The organism is Nostoc sp. MG11 (genome assembly GCF_014904695.1).
GTDB lineage: Bacteria > Cyanobacteriota > Cyanobacteriia > Cyanobacteriales > Nostocaceae > Komarekiella.
In genome coordinates, this window is record NZ_JACXXN010000012.1 from 1 (window position 1) to 22,444 (window position 22,444).

The window sequence follows — 22,444 nt, forward strand, 5'->3', positions numbered from 1 at the left end:
CTGTGATTGACTTTTTTGCACAAGCACTGCTGGCTAATTCTAATAATTATCTGTCTCGCCCATCTCTGCTTCCTAAATATTAGACCTGAATCCTTACTCCAAAACTTTAAGGGTAACTCGTTGATCATTTTCCACCCAAAATTTTAAGTCTTCTAAAAATTCAGGTTGAAATACTGTTTTTCTTTGCTTTGGAGTTGCTGGATTTTCTGGTTTTGATTGGTTTTTGATGTTCTGCTTCTTGGTCAAATCCTAACTCCTTACTAAGATCATCCAAGCTTTGAGATTTCACAACTCCTGATTTAGCTCGATTTAAAGCTGTTAGCAAACGTTCAGCGTTACGAGGGGAACGTAAAAGATGAGCAGTTTCTAGAATACTAGAAAGTTCGTCAACAGCTATTAAAGCTACATTTTCAGCATTACGACGTGTAATGATTACAAAATCGCGTTCTGAAGTAACTTTCTGGCACAGTTCAGACAGCTTTTCTCGTGCTTGTGTGTAAGTATAAGTTTCAAAAACCATAAGTATCAAAAGTTTCCTTTGTACTTGTAAATTGAATTAAGTACATTTTCACTTAACCTGTACACAAAGTCTGTACAGGTTGATGCTTTTATCGTAACATCACAGAAATTGATAAAGTAAAATTTTCAAAAAACCTGGTCAAAAAATTCTGACTAATTGGGGTCAAAAACATTATAGGCTGCGGATTACAGGGTCTACAGTCTAACGATGAAAATAAATGCGATCGCATTTATTGAGGGGTGACAAGCACACGTCAGTCGATAACCCGCAACTTTGGTTACATAGCTACGCGTCTACGGTTGTCAATAGCTTATTAGTGACAAAATTAATATGTTACTGAGACGTCAAGATAGCAAATAATAAAATATGAAAAAAAATTAATTATTCCCCGCCTAAAATTTCCGGTTTTCTTCGGTTTGTGATGATCAATAAAAATAATAGGGTCAAATGTCATGCTTCTTGATGCGAAGGAACTCTTAGATTTTTCGCTTTTTCTAATCTGACATATTGTTATTATTACTACATTTTTCCATCAGATTCAGGAGGAGCAAATGTCTTCATTTATCAATGAATACTTAACAGCAATTAGCACTTACTGCGAATCAGTTTGTTTGTGGTGACGTTAATTCCTGATAAAACTCTACTCTAGATAGATACAAGTAACTATGCTGAAAAATGTAAAGAATTGATGGTATCTTTGAGCAAATTTTAAAGGAAAAGTAAAGGGTTTCGTGCCATTTTGGCAGGTTTTTATCAGACAGATGGGATATTAGTAGATTGTACCAATCGTTATTGTTATTCACACACTAGTTGCTATCTACCGAAAACGGCTAAAGCTAAGCCAATCCCGATATAGGTATAGGTGATTCTCTCCGCAATTTTAGGAACTAGGAAATAATACATGGTATTATCACTGTCTTCTCATAACGTTATCCAGTATTTGCAAGATGCAGGTCTGTGTAGCTCAGAAGATGGCGCAGCAAATGAATCTGAGTTACCAGAAAGTAGTAAGAATTGCAATTTACTGGTTACTCTGGCAGGTAACCGTAAACTGCTTGTTAAACAAGAACGTAATCTTAACAATGATGGAATGCCGCAAGAGTTTTTTAATGAGTGGCTATTTCATCAGTTACTTCAACAGTTTCCGGTTCTAGGCAACATTTCTGCGATCGCATCACTAGTGCTGCACTTTGATGAGGAAAATTCTATCCTTGTTCGCAATTATCTCAGTGAATATTTGGAACTTGGGAGAGTATATCACAGAAATGATATTTTTCCACTAGAAATTGCCTCCGCTATTGGCACTACTTTGGCTGGTCTGCATCGTGCAACCTTCAATCGCCGAGAATATAGTGATTTCATGGCAACTGCTCCTCAAGGACAGTTTCGCTATGGCTATTACAACCCGGCGCAAGGAATAGGGTCAATTAGTCCAGAGATTTTTGGTACAGTTCCCAGCGAGGCGCTAAAGTTTTATATTCTCTATCAGCGCTACGAAAGTTTAGAATCAGCAATTGCTGATTTAGCAAATGAGTGGCATCCTTGCTGCCTAACACATAACGACCTGAAATTAAATAACATTTTAGTTCATTCTAGGTGGGAGCAGCTAGACAATTGTCTAGTGCGGCTAATTGACTGGGAAGCCTGCTCTTGGGGAGATCCAGCATTTGATTTAGGAACTTTACTAGCAAGCTATTTAGAAATTTGGCTATCTAGTCTTGTAGTAGACCCCACAATTGAATTAGAAGAATCTTTGCATTTGGCGATGACACCTCTAGAGGTTATACAACCTTCAATAGTTGCCTTAATTAGAGCTTATCTCAATGCTTTTCCCATGATTTTGGAATACCGTCGTGATTTTATTTTGCGCGTTATTCAATTTGCGGGGCTGGCACTGATTCATCAAATTCAAGAGATGATTACGTGCCGCAAATACTTTGATAATGCTGACATCTGTATGCTTCAAGTCGCTAAAAGTTTGCTCACTATGCCTGAGCAATCTGTACTGACTATTTTCGGCATATCTGAGTCAGAAATTCTCAAACCTGTGGGAAACCTTCATAAAGTTCCTCAACCAGAAAAAGAGCAGCAAGTACTTCGCATTTATTATGAAAAAACTCGGCTGCGTGGCTGTTAATAGCACATAACAGAACAATTTAAAAGATAATTAAGATATTTTGAATTGTTCTGTATGCTATTTTTTGTCTAATTTGCTTAAATTGAAGTTTATGAAAAACTAGAAGGTTTTAAAATCAAATTATAGGCTAATACAAATAAATATTTTCGATTTATCTGTGGTTACAAATTTTATATTATGCTTTTTACAAGTAGCAAAGATATTTGATACAGAGTGGTTATTGAATTTTGAGTTCTGAATCGATTAATGCTAGATTATTCTACCAATCAACTGCTAACTACACTATTCGATATTGTTAACAATATCCAGATTGAGTCAAATTTTTGTATTTACCATCCCAACTATCAACCCTTTGCTCTGCCGACTAAAGTAGCCGACAGATTTCAGCAAACTTCCTCGGCTTTGCAGCATAAATATCTCACTTTGCTATTGCGAAATTTCCTTTATGGAATTTATTACAATGGCTCGCTGCAAACTACTTTGGCAGTTAATACCGAAAGTACAAATCACACGCAGTGCCATAATTTAGAAACCGATTCCGCCTTGGGAATTGATTGGGAATTTTATGGGCAACTGCATGAGTGTAATTATGGTATCGGTTATTTTGACCCTAGTTGGCGGGTGTTGCGGCAAGAGCCTGATGGTAGTATGGCTGTGGCTAAAGGCGGTTTGACACTTTATGTTGAGCCAAACTGTCATCTCAAACCCAGGATGAAATCTGCCAAAGCGGGTGAGCTAGTAGCCATCTGGATGCCCAAAAATCGTCTGCAAAACGGTTGTTATGTAGCAGTTAGCAATATTGGACAAGAACGGCAAAACCCAGATGCGGATTTGGGAGCAGGGAGAATCTATTTTAATTTCACCCCATCTGGTGCGATCGCGCTCATGCAAAGCCTAACTCAGCAACTAAATGCAGCGGCTATTCCTTTTAGCTTTCAGGTTCTCTACAACCCCTCTGCATACGAACGCTATGACTCAGGGGTACTCTTCTTTGAACTTCACGACTATCCAGCCATCCGCGAAATCCTTCAGGCTGTTTATACAGAACATCAATCCCATTTTCAAACCGAAATACCACTATTTACGAAATTTTTAGCCCCAGGACTGAGTTTAGCTGAGGAACCAACTCAAAAATTTGCGGCGCAAGAGAGTTTTGGGATGAACCGTTGCCAAATTGTAGCTAATGCATTGTTAGAGGCTTGGCAAAAAGGTAAGAATGCAATGGAGGAGCGGATGAGGGTAATTGACCAACACTTTGCACAGCATTCAATTGATTTACAGCATCCTTATCTAAATCCTAGTTCTGAAGATATATATTACCCCTTAAATTAATAATTTTAGTTACAGTAAAATTATAGAGCAGGTTTATTGCCTGCTATTTTTATGATTTAAAATTTTGAAAAATGCCTTTTACTTATAATCGAACAGTTCACTTTCAAGATACTGATGCTGCTGGGGTAGTTTATTTTGCTAATGTTTTGGGTATTTGTCATGAAGCTTACGAAGAATCTCTAGAAACATCAGGTATTAATATTAAGGGTTTTTTCAGTAACTCATCTGTAGCTTTTCCGATTGTTCATGCTAGTGTAGATTTTTTGCGCCCAATGTTTTGCGGTGATAAGTTAGTGATTAGCTTAATGCCCCAAAAATTAGGTATTGATAAGTTTGAAATTGCTTATGAAATTTCAGTTGGTGATATGGTTGTTGCTAAGGCAATTACTAGACACGTTTGTATTGAAGTGAGTAGTAGAAGTAAGCAGGAATTGCCTGATGAGATTATTCGGTGGTTGGAAACGAACCGCAGAGAAGCAGAGGGCGCAGAGAGAAGAAAGTCAAGAGAGATTATGTAAGAATTTTGTGGCTATTTGCTGTAGTTTTTGACGGTTGATTTTACCTTGGGAGTTGCGGGGTAAACTTTGCTGAGGAATCCAATGTTTGGGGATTTTAAATTTGCTAAGTTTGTCTTTGAGTAGGGTTTGGATTTCTAAGGTAGAGATATTTGAGTTTTGAGGAATATAAATGGCTGTTAATGCTTGTCCCCAGTATTTATCTGGTATGCCGATAATACAAATATCAGCAACCGTTTTAGTTGCTAATATCGCTGACTCAATTTCTGCTGGGTAGATATTTTCACCGCCTGTAATGATTTTATCGCTACTACGTCCAACAATATTTAAATAACCTTGGTTATCTAAAAAACCTAAGTCATCTACTTGGAAATAATCTTGTATTTTCTCAGTTGGATAATAGTAGCCAAGCGCTAAAGATTTTGCTTGGATAGTAATATTTCCTATTTGATTTGAATTTAAAATTTCGCCTTGTTGATTACGAATTGTTACATGGGCATGGGGGAGAATCTGACCACTGCTTATTTTACTTTTGAGAAAATCATCGGGTTTAAGGGTAGCAATTTGAGAGGCGGTTTCTGTCATACCGTATGTAGGTGATAACCGGATGCAATGGAATCTCGCTTTTTCTAGCAGTTCATTCCATGCTGGCGCACCTCCCAAAAGTACGGTTTTAAATTTGGTTAGCCACTCAGTTAATTCTGGGTTTTGTAGGAGACGTTGTAACTGCGTGGGTACTAAAGATAGGAAAAATTTTGATTCTTCAATATTGAGTTTTTGACCAGACTCTACTGCTTTGAATGGTAGGATAGCCAGTTGTCCTCCGGTTGTGAAGGAGCGCATAAATTGCATCAAACCACTGACATGATATAGCGGCAATACACAAAAAGAATTTACTTGCTTTAGCTGAAAATATTCTGTAAATCCTTGAACAGATGCCATGAGAGTTTCCCAAGTATGGATGACAAATTTAACCTGTCCCGATGTACCACCTGTGGGAATCATGATGAGTGTTGAGCGGGGGAGTGGAGGAGTGGGAGAAGGGGTAGTCTTTTCTTCCCAATCCCCAGTCCCCAGTCCCCAAATAATGTCTGGCTGTACTAAATCAAAGACTTGTTGCCATTCTTGTTTTCCCCAGTCGGGGTTACAGAGAAAAACTGAACAATTAGCTGCACAAGCAGCAAGAAAACCTGCTAAAAACTTTATTGGGTCGCGTTCGGCTAAGATAATTTTTGGTGGCGTTCCATATACTGATAACTGCGTTAGTTCTAAATATAATTCTTCAGCTATTTTATGAAACTGAAGGCTGTTATGACCAATCAGCCAATCGTGATCAGCACGTTTTTTTAGATAGTCTAAAGGTCGTTCCATAGACTTTGAAGCCAGGTTTCTTTGGGTTCAAAAAAGTGGTTGATGCCAAAACCAACTGCTCTGTTATTTTGAGATAATTCCGCTGCTAGTTGGAGTGCTGCAAGTCTTGCGATCGCAGTTTCAAATACTGATGAAAATACAGCATCAATTTTATGCTGTTGGCAAAATTGTCGTAGCCGAGATGGTGAACCGACTATCCCAGGCTTAATAACAAAAATTTCTCGCCAACCTTGTTGATAACAGGTGACAAGTTGGTTGAATGTGGCGACAGACTCATCTAAAGCGATCGCAGTCCCATAACATATACTTAATTCCAGCATTTCCTGAAATTGCTCAATAGGTAGCGGTTGTTCGATAAATTCAATTTCTACAGATATTTCTTCATTCGCCTTGATATTGTCGCAATTCCACAGCCATAAGTTAGCTTCTTCATAGCTGAGTCCGCCGTTAGCATCTAATCGCAGTTTTGTAGAAGTTGGTAAGCTATGCGTAAGTATGTTAAAAATTTCTAGTTCATGAGCGATCGCATACACACCAATTTTCCATTTAAACGTACGATATCCCTGCTGCCATAACGTTTCCCACTGATTTAAAGCCGCTTCCCCAGCGGGTAATAAGCCGCTATAGGTGAGAGATTGGGCATTGAACATTGAAGATTGGACATCGGGAAGAGACAAGGGAGAGTCTTTTTCAATAATTCCCCCCAGTCCCCAGTTCCCAGTCCCCAGTCCCTCTAGCGCTGACTCAAAACCAAATTGACAAGCAGGTAACTCATCTGAAATGGAGAAAATTGTCTCGTCTGTGATTTCCTCTGGTAATTGGCGACAAAAATCTAAAGCTTGTTCTATGGTTTCGGAACCAAACCAGCTAATAGGGGCAATTTCTCCCCAGCCGACTCTACCTATTTCATCGGTGAGGTTGAGGATAATCCCATCCCGGATATCCCAAATACCGTGACTGGTAGTTAAAGATTGCACAAATCTATGTCTATACGGACGAAATTTAAATCTGTATGTCACTAAAAGTCATTTGCTAAATGTCATTTGTTATTTGTAATTACAAATGACCAAGGATTAAGGACAGCCGCTACGAAAAATCTCACAACTTCTAGAGTTACTAAAGCATAAATCCCAAACCTAATAGTAAGCAACTCCAGAAATGCACGGATACGGCGATGAATTTACAGTTACTAACTTTTTCTGGCTGGTGATGATTTTTTTGGACATGACGACATAGTTTGACGGCAAAGGGTAAACTAAACCAACTCAGCAACGTCCAAATTGGAAAAAATCCCCACAACACAAACAGCAAGGTGAGGGGATAAATGCCACCAGTGAACCAAATTAGGAGTTGAGCAGCTTTTGCGGTTCCCAAACGGACGATAGGCGATCGCTTACCAGCAGCTATGTCATCCTTAACTTGGTGAAAGTGTGAGCAAAACAAAATTAAACTTGTGACGATGCCGACAATTATTGAGGCTGCTAAACTCGTCATTGACCAAGTTTGAGTTTGACTGTAATATGCTGCCGCTACTGCCAAGGGGCCAAAGGCGAAAAAGCAAATAATCTCGCCTAAACCTTGATATCCTAAGCGAAAGGGCGGCCCTTGGTATGTGTAGCCTAATGCACAGCAAAGCAGAATTATGCCAATAATAGTTGGGTCTTGTTGCCAAGTTGCGATCGCTAATATGCCCAGCAATCCCAAACCTAAACACAAATTTCCTAACCAAAATATTAATGACTTATTGCCAGTTAAGTTTACCAGAGAATGGTGTTTATTTTGATCAATCCCTGTTTCGGAATCAAACACATCATTACTGATATTTTCCCACGCCAGAATTAAAATTGCCGCACCTACAAAAGTAGAAAATACTGCACCATTAAAAATTTTAGTTTCCGCAAATGCTACTGCTGTTCCTACCCAAATAGGCATAATAGCAACGCTGTACATCGGCGGTTTAATTGCCGCCATCCATAACTTAGTGTTGGGATATAAAATCTGCTTGGTAGTCATCAGTCGTGATTAATTAAAATACCAAAATGTTACTCACACAAGAGACTTTAGTCGTGGGGTTTTACTCAGGACTCAGAACTCAGGACTGAGTACTACTGAAGTTGCAGCCCAATACTGAGCTTAGCTTGTTAGGGTCTGGGAACACCACAAACAAGGCAAACCACACGCTGGTGAAATGGCGACTTAATATGTTACCTGTAGAAATACGACCACGATTAATTACACTTTAGGAAGTTAACTTAAAAAAAATTTACTTTAGATCCATGACAGTTTCACCATGTCGTACCAACTCCTTTGTAGAGCACAAAGATTTATATCAATTTCTGTTAGCAGTGCAAGAAAAGTGCCTCAACAATAATTGCAGGCAAATTGTCAGTATCTCCCAAGAGATTGACTTAGTTGACCCCTTAGTTGTATTGAATAAACTTACACAAGCAAATGAAATAAATTTTTACTTTGAGCATAAAGGTAAAGGAGAAGCGATCGCGGCAATTGATACTGTAGCAAAATTACAAATTGATGGTATAGAACGTTTTAATAAAGCCGAATATTTTATCAAATCTTGTCTAAAAAATATAATTAACTTTGGTAACGCTAATCAACCTTTTTCTGGGCCTCACTTTTTTTGTTATTTCAGCTTTTTTGACAAAAATACCCAAGCAGATTATCCATTTCCATCTGCTACTGTTTTCTTACCACGCTGGCAAGTAGCTGTAAAAAATCAGCGTTGTATATTAGTAACGAATACAATTATCAATAGCAGTGTAAATATTCAAAGAGTATTGCAGACTGTGCAGGGCAAAATTGAATTTATCCAGTCTTTAAAATCTTATCCTCATATTGATTTTTTCCCGGCAAACTTCCGTAAGAAATCCGTCACAAATGCAACTCAATTTAAACGTTCAGTATCTTCTGTTCTGGAAAAAATTCGCTCTAACCATTTAAGTAAGATTGTTCTAGCAGATACGCTAGATGTCAGATCAAGTAATCATTTTAACTTATTCAAATCATTAGATAATCTTAGGCAAATACATCCTAATTGTTATATTTTTTCCACAAATAATGGTAAAGGACAAAACTTTATTGGTGCTAGTCCAGAACGATTAATTAGTATTAGTAATCAACAGTTAATCACTGATGCTTTGGCTGGTTCTGCACCACGAGGTAAAACACCCGCTGAAGATGCTGCCAATGCCAATCGTTTATTAAATAGTGAAAAAGAAAGGCATGAACATTTGTTGGTAATTGATTTCATTACTCAACGTTTATCCCAGCTAGGTGTATTACCTCAAGTGTTAGCACCACGCTTGCGACAATTATCTAACATCCAGCATTTATGGACACCAATCAGCGCCATCGTTCCTACCAATGTACACCCGTTAAAGATTGTTGCTCAACTGCATCCGACACCAGCGGTTGCTGGTGCAGCACGAGATGTTGCCTGTGCCGAAATTCGGCGCTATGAAAGCTTTGAGAGGGGTTTATATGCCGCGCCTCTGGGTTGGATAGACTCTGAGGGTAACTGCGAGTTTATCGTTGGAATTCGTTCCGCACTGATAGATGGCGATCGCGCTAGACTTTATGCTGGTGCCGGTATTGTTGCCGGTTCTGATCCTGACAAAGAGTTTGCAGAGGTGCAGCTCAAACTTCAGGCTTTACTGAAGGCATTAGTGTGAACTACTGAAACAATGGGAGTTAGTTACTTCAGTATGATACAGAATATGAGTGAACTTCCCAACAGTCTTGAAGATGCGATCGCCCAATCTCGTGTAGCTACCCAAGCTGCTCTTGCAGATGGCTGTACTCGCCTACAAGTTGAGTTCTTATTCCCAGAACTCAAACCCATACCAGTAGCAGAGCAATTTCTGCCAGTTTTTGCAGCTGATGATTCCCGCTTGAAGATTTTCTTTGCCGATGCTGGTGGTGCTGCCCTTGCCCGTCGTGATTGGGCAGACGCACCATTTAAAATTGAGGATATTGGTACAGGTAGGGCCGCCTCCTTAGAGTCAAAAATTCAGCCAGAGGATGAAATCTTCTTATTCATTGCCCCTACTTCCGTGGAAGTACCACAGCTAGAAAAGTTGTGTGAAGTAATCGGCTCACGCCCTTTAATCATGTTAAATCCTCGCCTAGAAGATTCTGGAGTTGTAGGCATTGGTTATACAGCCAGAAAAATCCGCGATCGCTTCATCAACACCATTGAATCCGCCTATTATCTGCGTCCCGTAGATGATGAAACTGCCGTATATCGCTGCTATCCAGGACAGTGGGAAGTTTGGCTGGAAACTAACGGCGAATATCAAAGAATTGCCGAATTACCCAAAAAACCATCAGGTGATGAGTTAGATCTGATCATTACAAAGGGACAACCACAAACAACAACTGACGCTGTACCTGCGAAAAAACCCAATGTGTTCAAAAGTTTGCAGCGGTTTTTTAAGGCATTGAGTAGTTAACTGACTTGAGCTAATCTATGACGGTGCGTTAGCCAGAAGCATAACGCACCCTAATCGTTTGGAACCATTGCCGGGGTATAAGATTGTTAAACTTCAAAAATCCGAATAAAACCAAAAAGAACCACAGATAAACACCAATATTTATCTGTAGTTATAACCATTTTGAAAAAAGAATGCGACAGATATACCATTGTAGAGACGTTGCAATGCAACGTCTCTACCAAAGGATTTGTTGCTTATGCAAGAAGTCTATTGAATGCTGTTGGCGAAGTCGTATTTGCCTCCACGTTCGAGAGCGCGTTTATAAGCAGGTCGTGTATGGATGCGCTCTACAAATTCCTTGATCTTTGGTCGGCTCTTGATCTGTTCGGGAAGCGTGGCGATCATTTCGAGAGGAAAGCTCATTTGGATATCGGCGGCGGTGAATTCTTCGCCTACAAACCACGTACTCTTACCAAGTTCGCTTTCTATGTAGTCAAAGTGAAGCTTAATCTGAGGCGCGATGAATGCATCCATCGCGCTGCTATCCGCTATTCCAAAACGGTTGAAAATGAGGTTCATCACCAGCGGTGGCATTGCAGAACCTTCGGCGTAATGCAGCCAATACGTGTAACGCAGACGCTCCGGTGTACCGGATGGCGGGACTAGCCGACCATTACCGTAGCGATCTATTATGTATTCAATAATCGCGCCCGACTCAGCGATCGCTAGATCTGCATCTGTAATCACCGGTGACTTGCCAAGCGGATGGACTTGGCGTAGTGACGCCGGTGCTAGCATCGTCTTCGCATCGCGTTCGTAGTACTTGATCTCGTGTTCAATACCTAATTCCTCAAGCAGCCATAACACGCGCTGCGATCGCGAGTTGTTGAGATGATGGACAACGATCATAAAAGGTTTTTCCTTTGGCGGCTCATTACTATCCGACCTCAGTATACAAAATTCGCTCAGAACCTATTTCTTCTAAAGCATAGCGATAATTAATTTCGATGCGATCGCACTTGAGTTTCGTTACGATTGTTATTTACAGTTACTCCAGCAGCAATTAGCTTATGAGCTTTACTTTAGAACGCGAAATGCCTCCTCTTCGTGAGGATGCAAAGGGAGCAATTCGAGTAGGAAATTCAAGAGTTTTACTGGAACTAGTTATTCGAGCATTTCAGGACGGTGCATCTCCTGAATCCATCGTTCAGCGTTATTCAACGCTACCGTTATCCGATGTTTACACCACAATTGGTTATTACCTCCGACACCAAGACGCGGTAGAAACCTACCTTAACCATCGAGAACAGCTAGCTGAATCCGTGCATCAGCGTTTATCGAGTGTTCAACCTGATTTGAGACTAATTCGTTCTCGCCTGTTATCTAGGCAGCAATCTTAAAAGCAATTATGCTGAGATTGCTCAATGATGAAAATTTCAACGGCGATATTATTCGGGGATTATTTCTGCGTTAACCAAATCTTGATTTACTTCGCGTTCAGGATGTTGGTCTACGGGAAGCGGATGATCCAGCAATTCTGGACTGGGCAGCAACCAATGATCGCATTGTTTTGACTTATGACCGTGCAACAATGCCAGACTTTGCTTACGAGCGATTGTTAAGAGGAGAGCAAATGTCAGGGTTGTTTGTGGTTAATGATCGGATGCCAATCAGACAAGTAATTGATGAATTATTACTGCTTGTTGACTGTAGTGAACAGTCCGAGTGGAAGGGAGTTGTACTATATTTACCCTTATAAAGTTTAAAGCCTGAAGCGATCGCTTGACTAATATTAATCAGTTTTTTGGCAACATTAGTGTGGGTTTTCTGTAGGGTAGATATTGCCACAATACCTTTTGGTTAATAGGGAAAGGGAAAAGGCTAAAATTACCCCCATTGGTGTCAACTTAAGCTCAAACACTCAATTTCCAGTAGTTTCAGATCCCCCAACCCCCTTTTTAAGGGGGCATTCGATTATAATTCCCCCCTTTTTAAGGGGGGTTAGGGGGGATCTCAAGTCTAGGTGGTACATCGAAAAACTTTGAAATGCTTATCAGACTAGGCTTTCACGTTAAGTTGACACCAATGAATTACCCCTTACCCTTTAACCTTTTCTCCCCTACTAATTCCCTTGCAACGGGGCGTTTAAGACTTTTTCGATGCGATCGCGTGTTTCTAGAATGTGCGCTTTAGTATATTCATCGTTGGAATTCACCTGCTTAAGTTCGTCATCTAATTGCCTAAGTTTATACCAAGCTAGAGTACGAGCATCTTCAGGTACATATTCTTTCCGCAACACCATAGCAGTCAAAATATTCAAGTATTCCCGCTGTAAGCCTCGCCGCAAACTGGCAATCTTTAGCGGTTTGTTTGTTGGTTTTAATACTTCCGTCCAGACACCTGATTGTAAAGTATCAAACAGTTCCGGTAGAGTCAGTGCTTCCCCTGGCTGCGTTTTGAGTTCGATGTCCTTAAGACGGGAGAGGCGATCGCGTGAAAGTAAATCCCGCAACACCGCACTTTGCATGAATAAAACCGAATCATGAATTGGATAATCCAAACGACCAACCAGCGGATTGCTACCCCAATGTCGCCAACGTGAAGGTGCTAATTTATTCAACAGTTCTGGTGAGAAGCTAAGGGCGTCCTCGGCAAACACATACTTTTGTAGCGTCTCTAAGGCTTGCCGCTGTTGTGCAACTGGCACTGGTTCAAATGGTAAGCGGCGATTAGCTAGATTGCCGGATGGCATTTCACTTGCCTTAACTCGGTAAAAAGACTGTCCACCAATATACTTACTTGTATAATATACTTGCTGAAAATAGTTACCTAATACTGTGCTAAAACGTTCACTCAAATCGCTGTAACTCTCTCCATCCATTGGATAACGCTTATTGAGACGCTCCCACATCACACGAGAATTATTCAACTGCCACTGTGAATAAAGCAACACATCGCTGCTGTTGTCCCAAGCATCGGCAGTTGGGTCGAGGCCATACACATCCTCATCTGTGGAATAACTTAGCTCCGGCTTGTAGGATTGCTGAGCAATTTCTTCTAAAATCGGCTTTTCTGCTATGGGAGATGCCGCCTGAATTGGTGTATAGCCGTACTTAATCGCCCATTCATCATATGGCCCCACCATAGTGGGGAAATAATCTCCCTGCTTTGTACCTTGGGGGGCGATATTTGGAGGAACATAATCCATCACCGATGCTGTCAAACCTTTGGTGCGGGTGATTTCCGTATTATTCATCTCTTCTGCTGGTAGCAGGGTACTACCACGGAAGTTGTGGCGTAAACCAAGGGTATGGCCAACTTCGTGAGCGATGATTAAACGTAAATATTGATTGGTATATTCTTTAAGCTGATCTTGATTAGGTACAGTATCTTGCAGCAGTGACATCGCCAGTGAACCAAAGGCAAACTGGTTAGCAGCTTCCATGCCATAGCACAGATCGTACTCACCTGCCAGTTTAGATAAACGATTCAATAACTCTTGTTTCCCCTGCATCTGCGTGGCAGTATCGTTGTTGGCATTTAAACCGTTGGCGCAAAGTAGGCGATTTTGCATCAATGCTGATAAAGAAGTACGTTCTGTTTGGCTGGGTTGGACGATTTTGCGATAATCATTCTTGAGCGCCCGCACAAAACTAGCATCTACCAAAATATCTGCATCCAAAATTTCTCCAGTCAGCGGGTTAACGCGGGATGGCCCCAGCGCAAAATATCCATCTACCGTGTTAATCCAGCGAATCGTATTGTAGCGAATATCTGCCGGATCCCATGTGGCGTCATCTGGCATTTGCCGAACTTCAATTGCATCCTTAAATCCTGCTTTTAAAAAGGCCTTGTTCCACATTAATACCCCTTCTTTAATGGCATCGCGATACTCGAAGGGCGTGGCATTATCAATCCAGAAGACAATCGGTTTTTTGGGTGGAGAAATTGCTGCTTTGGGGTCTTGTTTTTCTAAATCCCAGCGGTTGATGTAGCGGACAAAGGGATCACCGCGATCGTCTTTGGATAAGTCTTGGTAAGCGGTGATGAAATAGCCGACACGTTCATCAGCCAAACGTGGTCGGTAACTTTTGTCTGGTAGTTGTGAGAGACTATAGTGGACGCGGAGGGTGAAGCCACGGTTGTCAGGTAGTGCCGTGAAATTCCGCATTTCATTTTCGCTGCTTTTACCACTACTGGAGAAGTTTAAAACTGACTCAATTTCTAAGTTTTGCGGGAAGACTTTAGCAGTGCCAAAATAAGATTTGTCTGTGCTTCCGGGCAATCCTAAACTTAGAGATAGTCCGGCTAAGTCTGTTAGTAGCAAATCTCCTAAGTCAATCAGAATAGTTTTGCGTTCTGGATGAATACTTTTAATAGTGATGGTATAAAGAACAGAGTCGCTAAAAGACCGGGCAAGCGATCGCGCCTGGGGATCTCCATCACGAGTCCGAAAATTGACATTGCGAACAACAAAGTTTAAATTTTTACCTACTCGCTGGAAATAAAACAAAAAATCTTGCAAAGGCATACCACTATAAATGCCTTTTTCCCCAATGCCTGATTCCAATGTTGCCGTAGCTAAATAATTCTTATTTAGTTGCTCTGGTTTAACTTCTAGATAGATTTTATTCTTTTCTTGATTCCGATAAAGTGTGAATAGTCCTCCGGATTTTTTAGTGTCTTTCACCACTTCATCAAATGGCTCGAAATCATCCTTTTTTGGTGGTTTACTACTAGGATTAGGCTTTTCATTCGGCTTCTCTGGGGTTTTTTGTACTTGCAAAAATGGCTGCTGTTCTGCTTTTTTCAGATCGTTAACTACCCAAATAAAAGATTGACGCTGTGCCTGTTTGTTCTGATTAACCACCCAAACTTGCTCTGATGGTAGCCTCACTTTCTCAGAGATATTGGCGTTTGCAGATGATGCCGAAAGCAGAGTCGAAGAATTTCCCTCTCGACTATTTTTAATTCCTATAGCAGTCGGGCGACGTCCATTTACATGGAAGTCCTGAGTTGCTTTAGCTACCTTCTGATCAACTTCACTAACAGGTAGTGACTTAGCACTAGTAGTTGCTATTCCTAAAAACAAACTATTTAACAAAATTATACAAAAGGTTAATCTGTTCATTTAATTCATCCCTGACAACTATGACTAGTTAATTTTTAATTTATGCAAAGCTACCCAGTTTTACCTCTGCTAATTGAGTCAATCTAAAAATTCTTGTAACAGCCTGTTATCAAGCAACTAACATTTTAGTTTAGCTTTCATTTGTAATTTTTAGCTTTGTTGAACTGTTTTACTGTAGTATTCTTCCTAATAACTACGTCTGTAACAAACAGTACGTATTATTTTTGCCTCAGACTAGTGAAGATGCTGGAACAGAAGTAGAACTTAAGCAAAATGTTAGAGCTCTCTCAGAAATAAAAGAGTTTTAGATCTGACACTTTAGCCTCCTTGTGAGCAAAAGCGTCAGGTTCCTGGTTCCTCAAGGTTAGCGAGATGCCATCTAGCACGCTACCCATAACTTCTGGCAACTCTTTCGAGTAACGCGATCGCTAACGCACTATTACTTAGGTACTTAGTATTTATTTTACTAATATATTTCTTTATTGAAAAGCTTACTGGCAAGGAAATATCTTTACATACAGTTTATCACAACGGTAATTTTGTAGTATTAACAGGCACAACAATGTCAACATATTTATCTCAAGTCTGGAAGCTGCTGAGAAATTATGTAAGGGGTACAAGGTTAAAACAGATGCCAAAGACAACATCTCTGGAAGCTGAAGCGGCTGTGCCTCCTGGAAAAATGATTAAAGAATTAGACAACGTTAAATTTGCTCCAGATCATTTACAGGATTATTTATGGTTTCAAAGACTGCAAAAAAGCTTGGAAGAATGGACAATATCAGTCAGTAGCTTGACTTTGAAGCCAAACACACTGCTTTACGAGAAGTTGCCTGGAGGAAATTTAGGCGATCGCCAATTGTATGAAGAGATTTACGATTTACTAGGCAACGGTGCGCTGAAACCAGAAATAGTCGAGCAATTGATGGAATTCCTTGTAGCTAGTAAAAAAATTCGCCCGGAAATGCTTTTCCAGCGGCTAGAAGATTTTTATCGTCGCTGGTGCCAGGGAGAATTTATTGACGCCACACCGGAGTCTAACCTGCCTCAGAAAAAAATGTTAAAGCTGGCAGCACAAAATATTACCATCGGACTCAGACAAGTAGATATATATACAGGGCTGAACGTACTGATTTTGCTCTTGGAGTTACATCGCTACGCACAAGAACGAGATGAACTCAAGCAACAAATTACTTTTTATCCATCTGCTCAACCAAATACAGAAAATTTTTTTACATGCCAATTGCTTCAGATTATTAACTATAGTGATGCTCTGGAAATTGGCAATTTTAGTACTATTGTTGGGGAATTTCTCAGAAGTGGCAACTTTAGAGGTGCTTACCTCGGTGATGCCAACCTCACTGGAGTAAACTTCAGCGGTGCTGACCTCAGCGGTGCTTACCTAGGTGATGCCAACCTTACGGGCGTCAACTTCAGCAGTGCTAACCTCAGCGGTGCTAACCTCGGTGATGCTAATCTCAGCGGCGCAAACCTCAGCGGTGCTAACCTTAGCCGTACTGATCTTGGTAGTACCAACCTCAGCGGCGCTAATTTTATCGGTGCTAACCTTAGTCGCGCCAATCTCACCCACGCTGATCTCAACAGTACCAACCTCAGCAATGCTAACCTCAGCCACGCTGACCTCAGCAGCGCAAACCTCAAAAATAGCAAACTCAGCCGCGCCGACCTCAGTAACGCTATCCTCTTCGGTGCTAATCTCAGTGAGGCCAACCTCATCAGCGTTAACCTTAGTCATGCCGATCTTTGCCGCGCCGACCTCAGCGGTGCTGAATTGTGCCATGCTATCCTCAACGGTACTAACCTCAGTGACACAATTCTTTTTAGTACCAACCTCAGCGATGCCATCCTGGTCGCAGCAGACCTTAGTTACGCCAAACTCAACGGCGCAAAGCTCAACGACGCCAGACTCAACGGTGCGATGTTCCTAGGTGCTGACCTGAGTGGTGTAGACCTCAGCAGAGTATCTCTCAACGATGCCGATCTCAGCGGGGTAATTCTCAACGATGCTGACCTCAGTGGTGCTGACCTCTCCGACGCTGTACTTTTCGGTACAGACCTCAGCTATGCCAACCTTAATAATACCAACCTCTGTGGCAGTAACCTCAGCGGCGCTATCCTCAATGGTGCAGATCTCAGCCACAGTAACCTTAGCTACGCAATTCTTAGTGGTGCTGACCTCAGCGACGCCAATCTAGAAGAAATGACTTGGGGTGAAAAGCAGCAGTGGAAAGGTGTACGAGGATTAGAGACAGCAATTAATGTGCCAGAAGCGTTAAAAGAACAACTGGGACTAAATTAGGAAGGGAAGCTTGGGAGTATGTACAAGGACTGAATGTAGTATTCAAAACATCAACTAACGCATGCCGGACATCAACTAACGCATGCCAGACATCAACTAACGCATGCCGGACATCAACTAACGCATGCCGAACATCAACTAACGCATGCCGAACATCAACTAACGCATGCCGAACATCAACTAACGCATGCCGGACATCAACTAACGCATGCCGGACATCAACTAACGCATGCCGGACATCAACTAACGCATGCCGGACATCAACTAACGGGTATGTCAGTCAGTACATAAATAAAACCCGAAACCCTGTAGAGACGTTGCAATGCAACGTCTCTACAATCTGAGGATAGCGTTTATGCATAGCACCACAGCTAACTACCGCAAAAACAACTCCCGAATCCCCACACTACCAATTTCCACCGCCAGGGCCGCCAAGATAAAACCCAAAAGCTGAGTAATAATCACCTCACCTTCTGCACCAATCCACTTGTCGATGTAGTTGCAGAAGCGTAAAATCAACCATGTGACGAGCATAGCCCCCACAATACCGACCAACACGCTAATATGCGGACTTTGAGTCTTCGACATTAATAACATCACTGTTGTAAGCGTACCTGGCCCCGCTAGCAACGGCAAAGCTAGTGGAGTAATTGCGACATCGCGTCCTTCCTCAACAATGGGTGTATCTAATTCTCCCCGCAGCATTTGTAAAGCAATTAACAGCAACAAAAGTCCCCCAGCTACTCGCAAAGACCCCATGCTGATTTCTAAATAATTCAAAATTATTTGACCAGTAAAGGCAAAAAGTAATAGAACTGCGATCGCTACAATAATCGCTTTATCTATGACTTTATTTCTTTCCTCTGGCGTCTTGCCTTTAGTCAAAATTAAAACAATTGGTATATTGCCCACAGCATCCGCTAGGACAAACACCGCGATAAACGTTTGAATCAGAACAGAGGTATCCACAACAGACAGCTTTTATCAGGGTTTGATAACAACCTAATCTGAATCTGGTTTAGTTTTCCAGAATCCATAGGAAGATTAAAATAGAGTAATAAGGATAGCTAACCCTGAAATCACTGAACAGTCAACAGTTACCAAGATTTCTGGCGATAATTTAGCCCCCATCTACACCGCTCACTTAGATTCGTCGCCGACTCTAACTTGCTACTGAAAAACTGATAACTGCTAACAGATAACTGATAACTGTTAAAGAAAAGCAACGTTTAGACATTTCTAATTAAGCCCACTAGGGTTGAAGTAGCGATATATTTTGAGAATCTATCTTGCTTAAATCGACTGCTCCTTATTGAATCTATGAAGTCTTATTTAGCCGCCGCTATTCAATTGACCAGTGTGCCTAATCTCCAAAAAAATTTGGCACAGGCAGAAGAATTAATAGATCTTGCCGTACGTCAAGGTGCTGAATTGGTAAGTTTACCAGAAAACTTTTCTTTTATGGGAGAAGAAAACGACAAACTCGGCCAAGCGGAAGCGATCGCCCGTGAAACGGAAATATTTCTCAAAAAAATGGCTCAGCGCTTTCAAATCACTATCTTGGGCGGCAGTTTTCCCATTCCTGTAGAAAATACAGGCAAAGTTTACAACACCACCATACTTATCGACCCCAACGGTCAAGAACTTGCCCGTTACTACAAAGTACATCTATTTGATGTCAACGTCCCCGACGGTAACACCTATCGAGAATCTAGTACTGTCGTGGCTGGTAAGCAACTACCTCCCGTTTATTTTTCAGAAACACTCGGTAATTTAGGACTTTCTGTTTGCTACGATGTCCGCTTCCCCGAACTATACCGTCATCTAGCAGATAAAGGAGCCGATGTCGTATTTATTCCCGCCGCCTTTACCGCCTTCACAGGCAAAGATCACTGGCAAGTACTACTACAAGCAAGAGCCATTGAAAATACCTGCTATATTATTGCTGCTGCTCAAACCGGCACCAACTACGCCCGTCGCCAAACCCACGGACACGCCATGATTATCGACCCTTGGGGCGTAATTTTAGCCGATGCTGGGGAACAACCGGGAATTGCGATCGCTGAAATCAAACCTACCAGGCTCGAACAAGTCCGCCGTCAAATGCCCTCCCTACAACATCGAGTATTCTAATTAGAGCAGAGGAGGCAGGGGAGGCAGGGGAAGAAAATAACTCTTGATTCTTGACCCTTGACTCCTTCTCTCCTAAGAGAACAAAAAAACCGGGCAACTTAAATGTTCCCCGGTTTATTTATCCCAATATTTAGAATCTTCAGCTTTCTAGGAGGATAACAATACTGTGCCCCTATTTATTCACTGACAAAATTAAACGTTAGCTGTTTTCTTGGTGACAACGTTGAGTTCGCCTTTTGCGTACTTAGCTGCAAAATCTTCCAGAGAAATCTGCTTAATCTTGCTAGCATTGCCAGCTGTGCCAAATTGCTGATAGCGATCGGCACAAACCTTCTGCATATATTTAATAGAAGGCTTGAGGAAGTGACGGGGGTCAAATTCCTTGGGATTTGTAGCCAAAGCTTCACGTACCGCAGCGGTAATAGCCAGACGGTTATCGGTGTCAATATTTACTTTACGTACACCGCTCTTGATCCCTTTTTGGATTTCTTCTACAGGTACACCGTAGGTTTCAGGAATTGCACCACCATACTGGTTAATTAGCGCTAGTAAATCTTCTGGTACAGAGGAAGAACCGTGCATTACCAAGTGAGTGTTAGGTAGACGGCGGTGAATTTCTTCAATGCGGCTGATAGCCAAAATTTCCCCAGTCGGCTTGCGGGTAAACTTGTAAGCACCGTGGCTAGTCCCAATGGCAACTGCCAAAGCATCTACTTGGGTTTGTTCTACGAAGTCAACTGCTTGATCAGGGTCAGTCAGTAGTTGGGAGTGGTCGAGTGTACCCTCAAAACCATGACCATCTTCAGCTTCACCAGCACCAGTTTCTAGAGAACCCAAGCAACCGAGTTCACCTTCAACGCTGACGCCCAAAGCATGAGCTACATTCACCACTTCGCGAGTGACATTAACGTTGTACTCGAAGCTAGCAGGAGTTTTAGCATCAGCTTCTAAAGAACCATCCATCATCACGCTGGTGAAGTTGTTCTTAATTGCTGAGTAGCAGGTAGCAGGTGCATTCCCATGATCTTGGTGCATGACAATGGGAATCTGAGGATAGGTTTCTACCGCTGCCAAAATCAGGTGGCGTAGGAAGTTTTCTCCTGCATAAGCACGAGCGCCACGAGAAGCTTGCAAAATTACGGGGCTATCTGTCTCTACAGCAGCCTTCAGGATCGCCTGAATCTGTTCCAAATTGTTAACATTGAAAGCTGGGATGCCATAACCGTTTTCAGCCGCGTGATCCAACAGCAGCCGCAATGGTACAAGCGCCATAGATAGTCCTCCTAATGTGGTTATCAGCTAGTCTGTGTGAGAGAAGCGTAATAATTACGCTAAATCTTAAGAGTTTTTTCAACTTATAGGAAATTATAACTAGTGTCGTGTGTCTATGTTGAAAAAGTTTATGCCATCATTCATAAACATGCCCTACACTTAACTATTCTACTGTAGGGTAAGCTACCCCATGTTTAGAGGCTTTGGTAGCTTTGTATCCCAAATGATTTAGGGCTATGATTCACTGGCTAATTTCTGAACAAATGCTGTGTGTTCAGGAGATTGCAAACCTGCCTGTAAAATAGTCAACACGGATTGCATATTTCCCGCTAATAACTCTGTTACCCCTAACCACAACCCAGGAAAAACTAGACTTCGCAGAATTCCATTACTATTAGTGGCTAATTCCAGATCCTCACCTTGTTCCAGATAAAACCAAGCCAATTTCTGATCGAGAACTTGCCAAACGATATATTCTTTAACTCCATTCCGGCGATAGGCTTGCTTTTTAGCATGAAGGTCAATGGCGGCGCTACTAGCTGCTATTTCGACAACTAACTCTGGCGCACCTTCGATGTAATCATCATCACTTAGCTTTGCTTGTCCACCTACTTCTGGGTTAATGAGAAGAACTGCATCTGGTTGAGGTTCGTTATCTAAGTCTAAGCGTACAGTCGGTTCCACTCCTAAAGCGACTCCTGGTGTAGGTGCTTCATACGTACCAAGCCATGTGAGAATCCACCCATGAGGTTGACCGTGACTTTTAAAACGCAAAGCAGCAGGCATAATATAGACAATTCCTTCGATCAATTCAGCTTTTTTCAAGTTGGGCATGGCGTTGTAGCGACGCTCAAATTCATAACGGGTGAGTTTGTCGCCATTTTCCAAACGAGGAATTGTTAAATGCTGCGGGGGTGTTTTTACCATGACGATCGCATTTGGATGAGCCTATGGCTATGCTACCGAATTGAGAATATTTATTGTAATGGGTAAATTATGCGATTGCGCTGACTGCAATTAAAAAGAGCGATCGCACTAGAGTGTTTTATTTTCTAGGGCGATCGCATCCGCAAATTTCCGATTAAAAATCAGCCCCGCCTCAACTCTCTATTTCTAAAGCATCAGCAAGGTTTTTTCTTTGATATGGGTCGCCCGGGATTCGAACCCGGAACTAATCGGTTAAAAGCCGAGTACTCTACCGTTGAGTTAGCGACCCTTTCGCTGTATTTCGCAACTTTGCCATCATAGCATAGACATCTGTA

General features: G+C 41.6%; 19 protein-coding genes and 1 tRNA gene. 9 read left to right on the forward strand and 11 right to left on the reverse strand.

Annotation, left to right across the window (positions count from 1 at the left end; all coding sequences use genetic code 11):
* Window positions 1-160: 160 nt before the first annotated feature.
* Window positions 161-520, reverse strand: coding sequence for a type II toxin-antitoxin system Phd/YefM family antitoxin (locus tag HCR01_RS17845; RefSeq protein ID WP_193197476.1), 360 nt, complete (start codon window positions 518-520; stop codon window positions 161-163).
* Window positions 521-1,421: 901 nt separating this feature from the next.
* Here HCR01_RS17845 and HCR01_RS17850 point away from each other — a divergent pair.
* The 3 genes from HCR01_RS17850 to HCR01_RS17860 all read left to right on the forward strand — a co-directional run bounded on the left by HCR01_RS17850 (window position 1,422) and on the right by HCR01_RS17860 (window position 4,507).
* Window positions 1,422-2,657 (forward strand): phosphotransferase family protein, encoded by a 1,236-nt coding sequence (locus tag HCR01_RS17850; protein WP_193197477.1) that lies wholly within the window; start codon window positions 1,422-1,424, stop codon window positions 2,655-2,657.
* A gap of 246 nt (window positions 2,658-2,903) precedes the next feature.
* Window positions 2,904-3,989 carry a T3SS effector HopA1 family protein gene (locus HCR01_RS17855; RefSeq protein ID WP_193197478.1) on the forward strand — a complete coding sequence of 362 codons (1,086 nt, stop codon included), beginning with the start codon at window positions 2,904-2,906 and terminating at the stop codon, window positions 3,987-3,989.
* A 71-nt stretch (window positions 3,990-4,060) separates the two neighbouring features.
* Window positions 4,061-4,507: an acyl-CoA thioesterase gene (locus tag HCR01_RS17860; RefSeq protein ID WP_193197479.1), complete on the forward strand. Its 447-nt coding sequence runs from the start codon at window positions 4,061-4,063 to the stop codon at window positions 4,505-4,507.
* Here the strand turns inward: HCR01_RS17860 and HCR01_RS17865 are convergent.
* From HCR01_RS17865 to menA, 3 genes are all read right to left on the reverse strand, one after another.
* Window positions 4,490-5,875: a 2-succinylbenzoate--CoA ligase gene (locus tag HCR01_RS17865; RefSeq protein WP_193197480.1), complete on the reverse strand. Its 1,386-nt coding sequence runs from the start codon at window positions 5,873-5,875 to the stop codon at window positions 4,490-4,492. The genes HCR01_RS17860 and HCR01_RS17865 overlap by 18 nt on opposite strands.
* Complete coding sequence (locus HCR01_RS17870; RefSeq protein WP_193197481.1) at window positions 5,860-6,894, reverse strand: o-succinylbenzoate synthase; 1,035 nt, start codon at window positions 6,892-6,894, stop codon at window positions 5,860-5,862. The genes HCR01_RS17865 and HCR01_RS17870 overlap by 16 nt, the downstream gene beginning before the upstream one ends.
* 97 nt (window positions 6,895-6,991) lie before the next feature.
* Window positions 6,992-7,888: a 2-carboxy-1,4-naphthoquinone phytyltransferase gene (gene menA / locus HCR01_RS17875; RefSeq protein ID WP_193197482.1), complete on the reverse strand. Its 897-nt coding sequence runs from the start codon at window positions 7,886-7,888 to the stop codon at window positions 6,992-6,994.
* A gap of 263 nt (window positions 7,889-8,151) precedes the next feature.
* On the opposite strand from menA, the gene HCR01_RS17880 reads away from it, so the two are divergent.
* Both HCR01_RS17880 and HCR01_RS17885 read left to right on the forward strand, forming a co-directional pair.
* Complete coding sequence (locus HCR01_RS17880; protein WP_193197483.1) at window positions 8,152-9,564, forward strand: isochorismate synthase MenF; 1,413 nt, start codon at window positions 8,152-8,154, stop codon at window positions 9,562-9,564.
* 45 nt (window positions 9,565-9,609) lie between these two features.
* A complete protein-coding gene (locus tag HCR01_RS17885) occupies window positions 9,610-10,344 on the forward strand; it encodes a DUF1995 family protein (protein ID WP_193197484.1) in 735 nt (244 codons plus the stop codon).
* A gap of 249 nt (window positions 10,345-10,593) precedes the next feature.
* On the opposite strand, the gene HCR01_RS17890 is transcribed toward HCR01_RS17885, so the two are convergent.
* Window positions 10,594-11,235, reverse strand: coding sequence for a glutathione S-transferase family protein (locus HCR01_RS17890; protein ID WP_193197485.1), 642 nt, complete (start codon window positions 11,233-11,235; stop codon window positions 10,594-10,596).
* A 161-nt stretch (window positions 11,236-11,396) separates the two neighbouring features.
* Here HCR01_RS17890 and HCR01_RS17895 point away from each other — a divergent pair, with 161 nt between their 5' ends.
* Window positions 11,397-11,726: a DUF433 domain-containing protein gene (locus HCR01_RS17895; RefSeq protein ID WP_193197486.1), complete on the forward strand. Its 330-nt coding sequence runs from the start codon at window positions 11,397-11,399 to the stop codon at window positions 11,724-11,726.
* Between the two features lie 48 nt (window positions 11,727-11,774).
* Here HCR01_RS17895 and HCR01_RS40035 read toward each other — a convergent pair whose 3' ends face one another.
* Complete coding sequence (locus HCR01_RS40035) at window positions 11,775-11,918, reverse strand: hypothetical protein (protein WP_264299918.1); 144 nt, start codon at window positions 11,916-11,918, stop codon at window positions 11,775-11,777.
* Here HCR01_RS40035 and HCR01_RS17900 point away from each other — a divergent pair.
* Window positions 11,864-12,085 (forward strand): hypothetical protein, encoded by a 222-nt coding sequence (locus tag HCR01_RS17900; RefSeq protein ID WP_264299920.1) that lies wholly within the window; start codon window positions 11,864-11,866, stop codon window positions 12,083-12,085. The two genes, HCR01_RS40035 and HCR01_RS17900, sit on opposite strands and share 55 nt — an antisense overlap.
* Before the next feature lie 363 nt (window positions 12,086-12,448).
* Here the strand turns inward: HCR01_RS17900 and HCR01_RS17905 are convergent, their stop codons facing one another.
* Window positions 12,449-15,457 carry a zinc-dependent metalloprotease gene (locus tag HCR01_RS17905; RefSeq protein WP_193197487.1) on the reverse strand — a complete coding sequence of 1,003 codons (3,009 nt, stop codon included), beginning with the start codon at window positions 15,455-15,457 and terminating at the stop codon, window positions 12,449-12,451.
* A 631-nt stretch (window positions 15,458-16,088) separates the two neighbouring features.
* Here HCR01_RS17905 and HCR01_RS17910 point away from each other — a divergent pair.
* Window positions 16,089-17,777: a pentapeptide repeat-containing protein gene (locus tag HCR01_RS17910; RefSeq protein ID WP_413773952.1), complete on the forward strand. Its 1,689-nt coding sequence runs from the start codon at window positions 16,089-16,091 to the stop codon at window positions 17,775-17,777.
* Window positions 17,778-18,152: 375 nt separating this feature from the next.
* On the opposite strand, the gene HCR01_RS17915 is transcribed toward HCR01_RS17910, so the two are convergent.
* Window positions 18,153-18,746, reverse strand: a complete 594-nt coding sequence (locus HCR01_RS17915) for a MarC family protein (RefSeq protein ID WP_193197489.1) — start codon at window positions 18,744-18,746, stop codon at window positions 18,153-18,155.
* A 351-nt stretch (window positions 18,747-19,097) separates the two neighbouring features.
* Here HCR01_RS17915 and HCR01_RS17920 point away from each other — a divergent pair, with 351 nt between their 5' ends.
* A complete protein-coding gene (locus HCR01_RS17920) occupies window positions 19,098-19,910 on the forward strand; it encodes a carbon-nitrogen hydrolase family protein (protein WP_193197490.1) in 813 nt (270 codons plus the stop codon).
* Window positions 19,911-20,102: 192 nt separating this feature from the next.
* Here the strand turns inward: HCR01_RS17920 and fba are convergent, their stop codons facing one another.
* From fba to HCR01_RS17935, 3 genes are all read right to left on the reverse strand, one after another.
* Window positions 20,103-21,182: a class II fructose-bisphosphate aldolase gene (gene fba, locus HCR01_RS17925; RefSeq protein ID WP_193197491.1), complete on the reverse strand. Its 1,080-nt coding sequence runs from the start codon at window positions 21,180-21,182 to the stop codon at window positions 20,103-20,105.
* Window positions 21,183-21,416: 234 nt separating this feature from the next.
* On the reverse strand, window positions 21,417-22,109 hold the full coding sequence (locus tag HCR01_RS17930; protein ID WP_193197492.1) for a Uma2 family endonuclease: 693 nt from the start codon (window positions 22,107-22,109) through the stop codon (window positions 21,417-21,419).
* Window positions 22,110-22,326: 217 nt separating this feature from the next.
* Window positions 22,327-22,398: transfer RNA gene (locus tag HCR01_RS17935), tRNA-Lys, on the reverse strand.
* Window positions 22,399-22,444 lie beyond the last annotated feature (46 nt).

Excerpts from the sequence above, each read along its gene's own strand:
- HCR01_RS17865 (WP_193197480.1), bottom strand. The coding sequence starts at position 5,875 with ATGGAACGACCTTTAGACTATCTAAAAAAACGTGCTGATCACGATTGG.
- HCR01_RS17880 (WP_193197483.1), top strand. The coding sequence starts at position 8,152 with ATGACAGTTTCACCATGTCGTACCAACTCCTTTGTAGAGCACAAAGAT.
- HCR01_RS17850 (WP_193197477.1), top strand. The coding sequence starts at position 1,422 with ATGGTATTATCACTGTCTTCTCATAACGTTATCCAGTATTTGCAAGAT.
- menA (WP_193197482.1), bottom strand. The coding sequence starts at position 7,888 with ATGACTACCAAGCAGATTTTATATCCCAACACTAAGTTATGGATGGCG.
- HCR01_RS17930 (WP_193197492.1), bottom strand. The coding sequence starts at position 22,109 with ATGGTAAAAACACCCCCGCAGCATTTAACAATTCCTCGTTTGGAAAAT.
- HCR01_RS17860 (WP_193197479.1), top strand. The coding sequence starts at position 4,061 with ATGCCTTTTACTTATAATCGAACAGTTCACTTTCAAGATACTGATGCT.
- HCR01_RS17910 (WP_413773952.1), top strand. The coding sequence starts at position 16,089 with ATGCCAAAGACAACATCTCTGGAAGCTGAAGCGGCTGTGCCTCCTGGA.
- HCR01_RS17905 (WP_193197487.1), bottom strand. The coding sequence starts at position 15,457 with ATGAACAGATTAACCTTTTGTATAATTTTGTTAAATAGTTTGTTTTTA.
- HCR01_RS17855 (WP_193197478.1), top strand. The coding sequence starts at position 2,904 with ATGCTAGATTATTCTACCAATCAACTGCTAACTACACTATTCGATATT.
- HCR01_RS17920 (WP_193197490.1), top strand. The coding sequence starts at position 19,098 with ATGAAGTCTTATTTAGCCGCCGCTATTCAATTGACCAGTGTGCCTAAT.
- HCR01_RS17895 (WP_193197486.1), top strand. The coding sequence starts at position 11,397 with ATGAGCTTTACTTTAGAACGCGAAATGCCTCCTCTTCGTGAGGATGCA.
- fba (WP_193197491.1), bottom strand. The coding sequence starts at position 21,182 with ATGGCGCTTGTACCATTGCGGCTGCTGTTGGATCACGCGGCTGAAAAC.
- HCR01_RS17890 (WP_193197485.1), bottom strand. The coding sequence starts at position 11,235 with ATGATCGTTGTCCATCATCTCAACAACTCGCGATCGCAGCGCGTGTTA.
- HCR01_RS17885 (WP_193197484.1), top strand. The coding sequence starts at position 9,610 with ATGAGTGAACTTCCCAACAGTCTTGAAGATGCGATCGCCCAATCTCGT.
- HCR01_RS17845 (WP_193197476.1), bottom strand. The coding sequence starts at position 520 with ATGGTTTTTGAAACTTATACTTACACACAAGCACGAGAAAAGCTGTCT.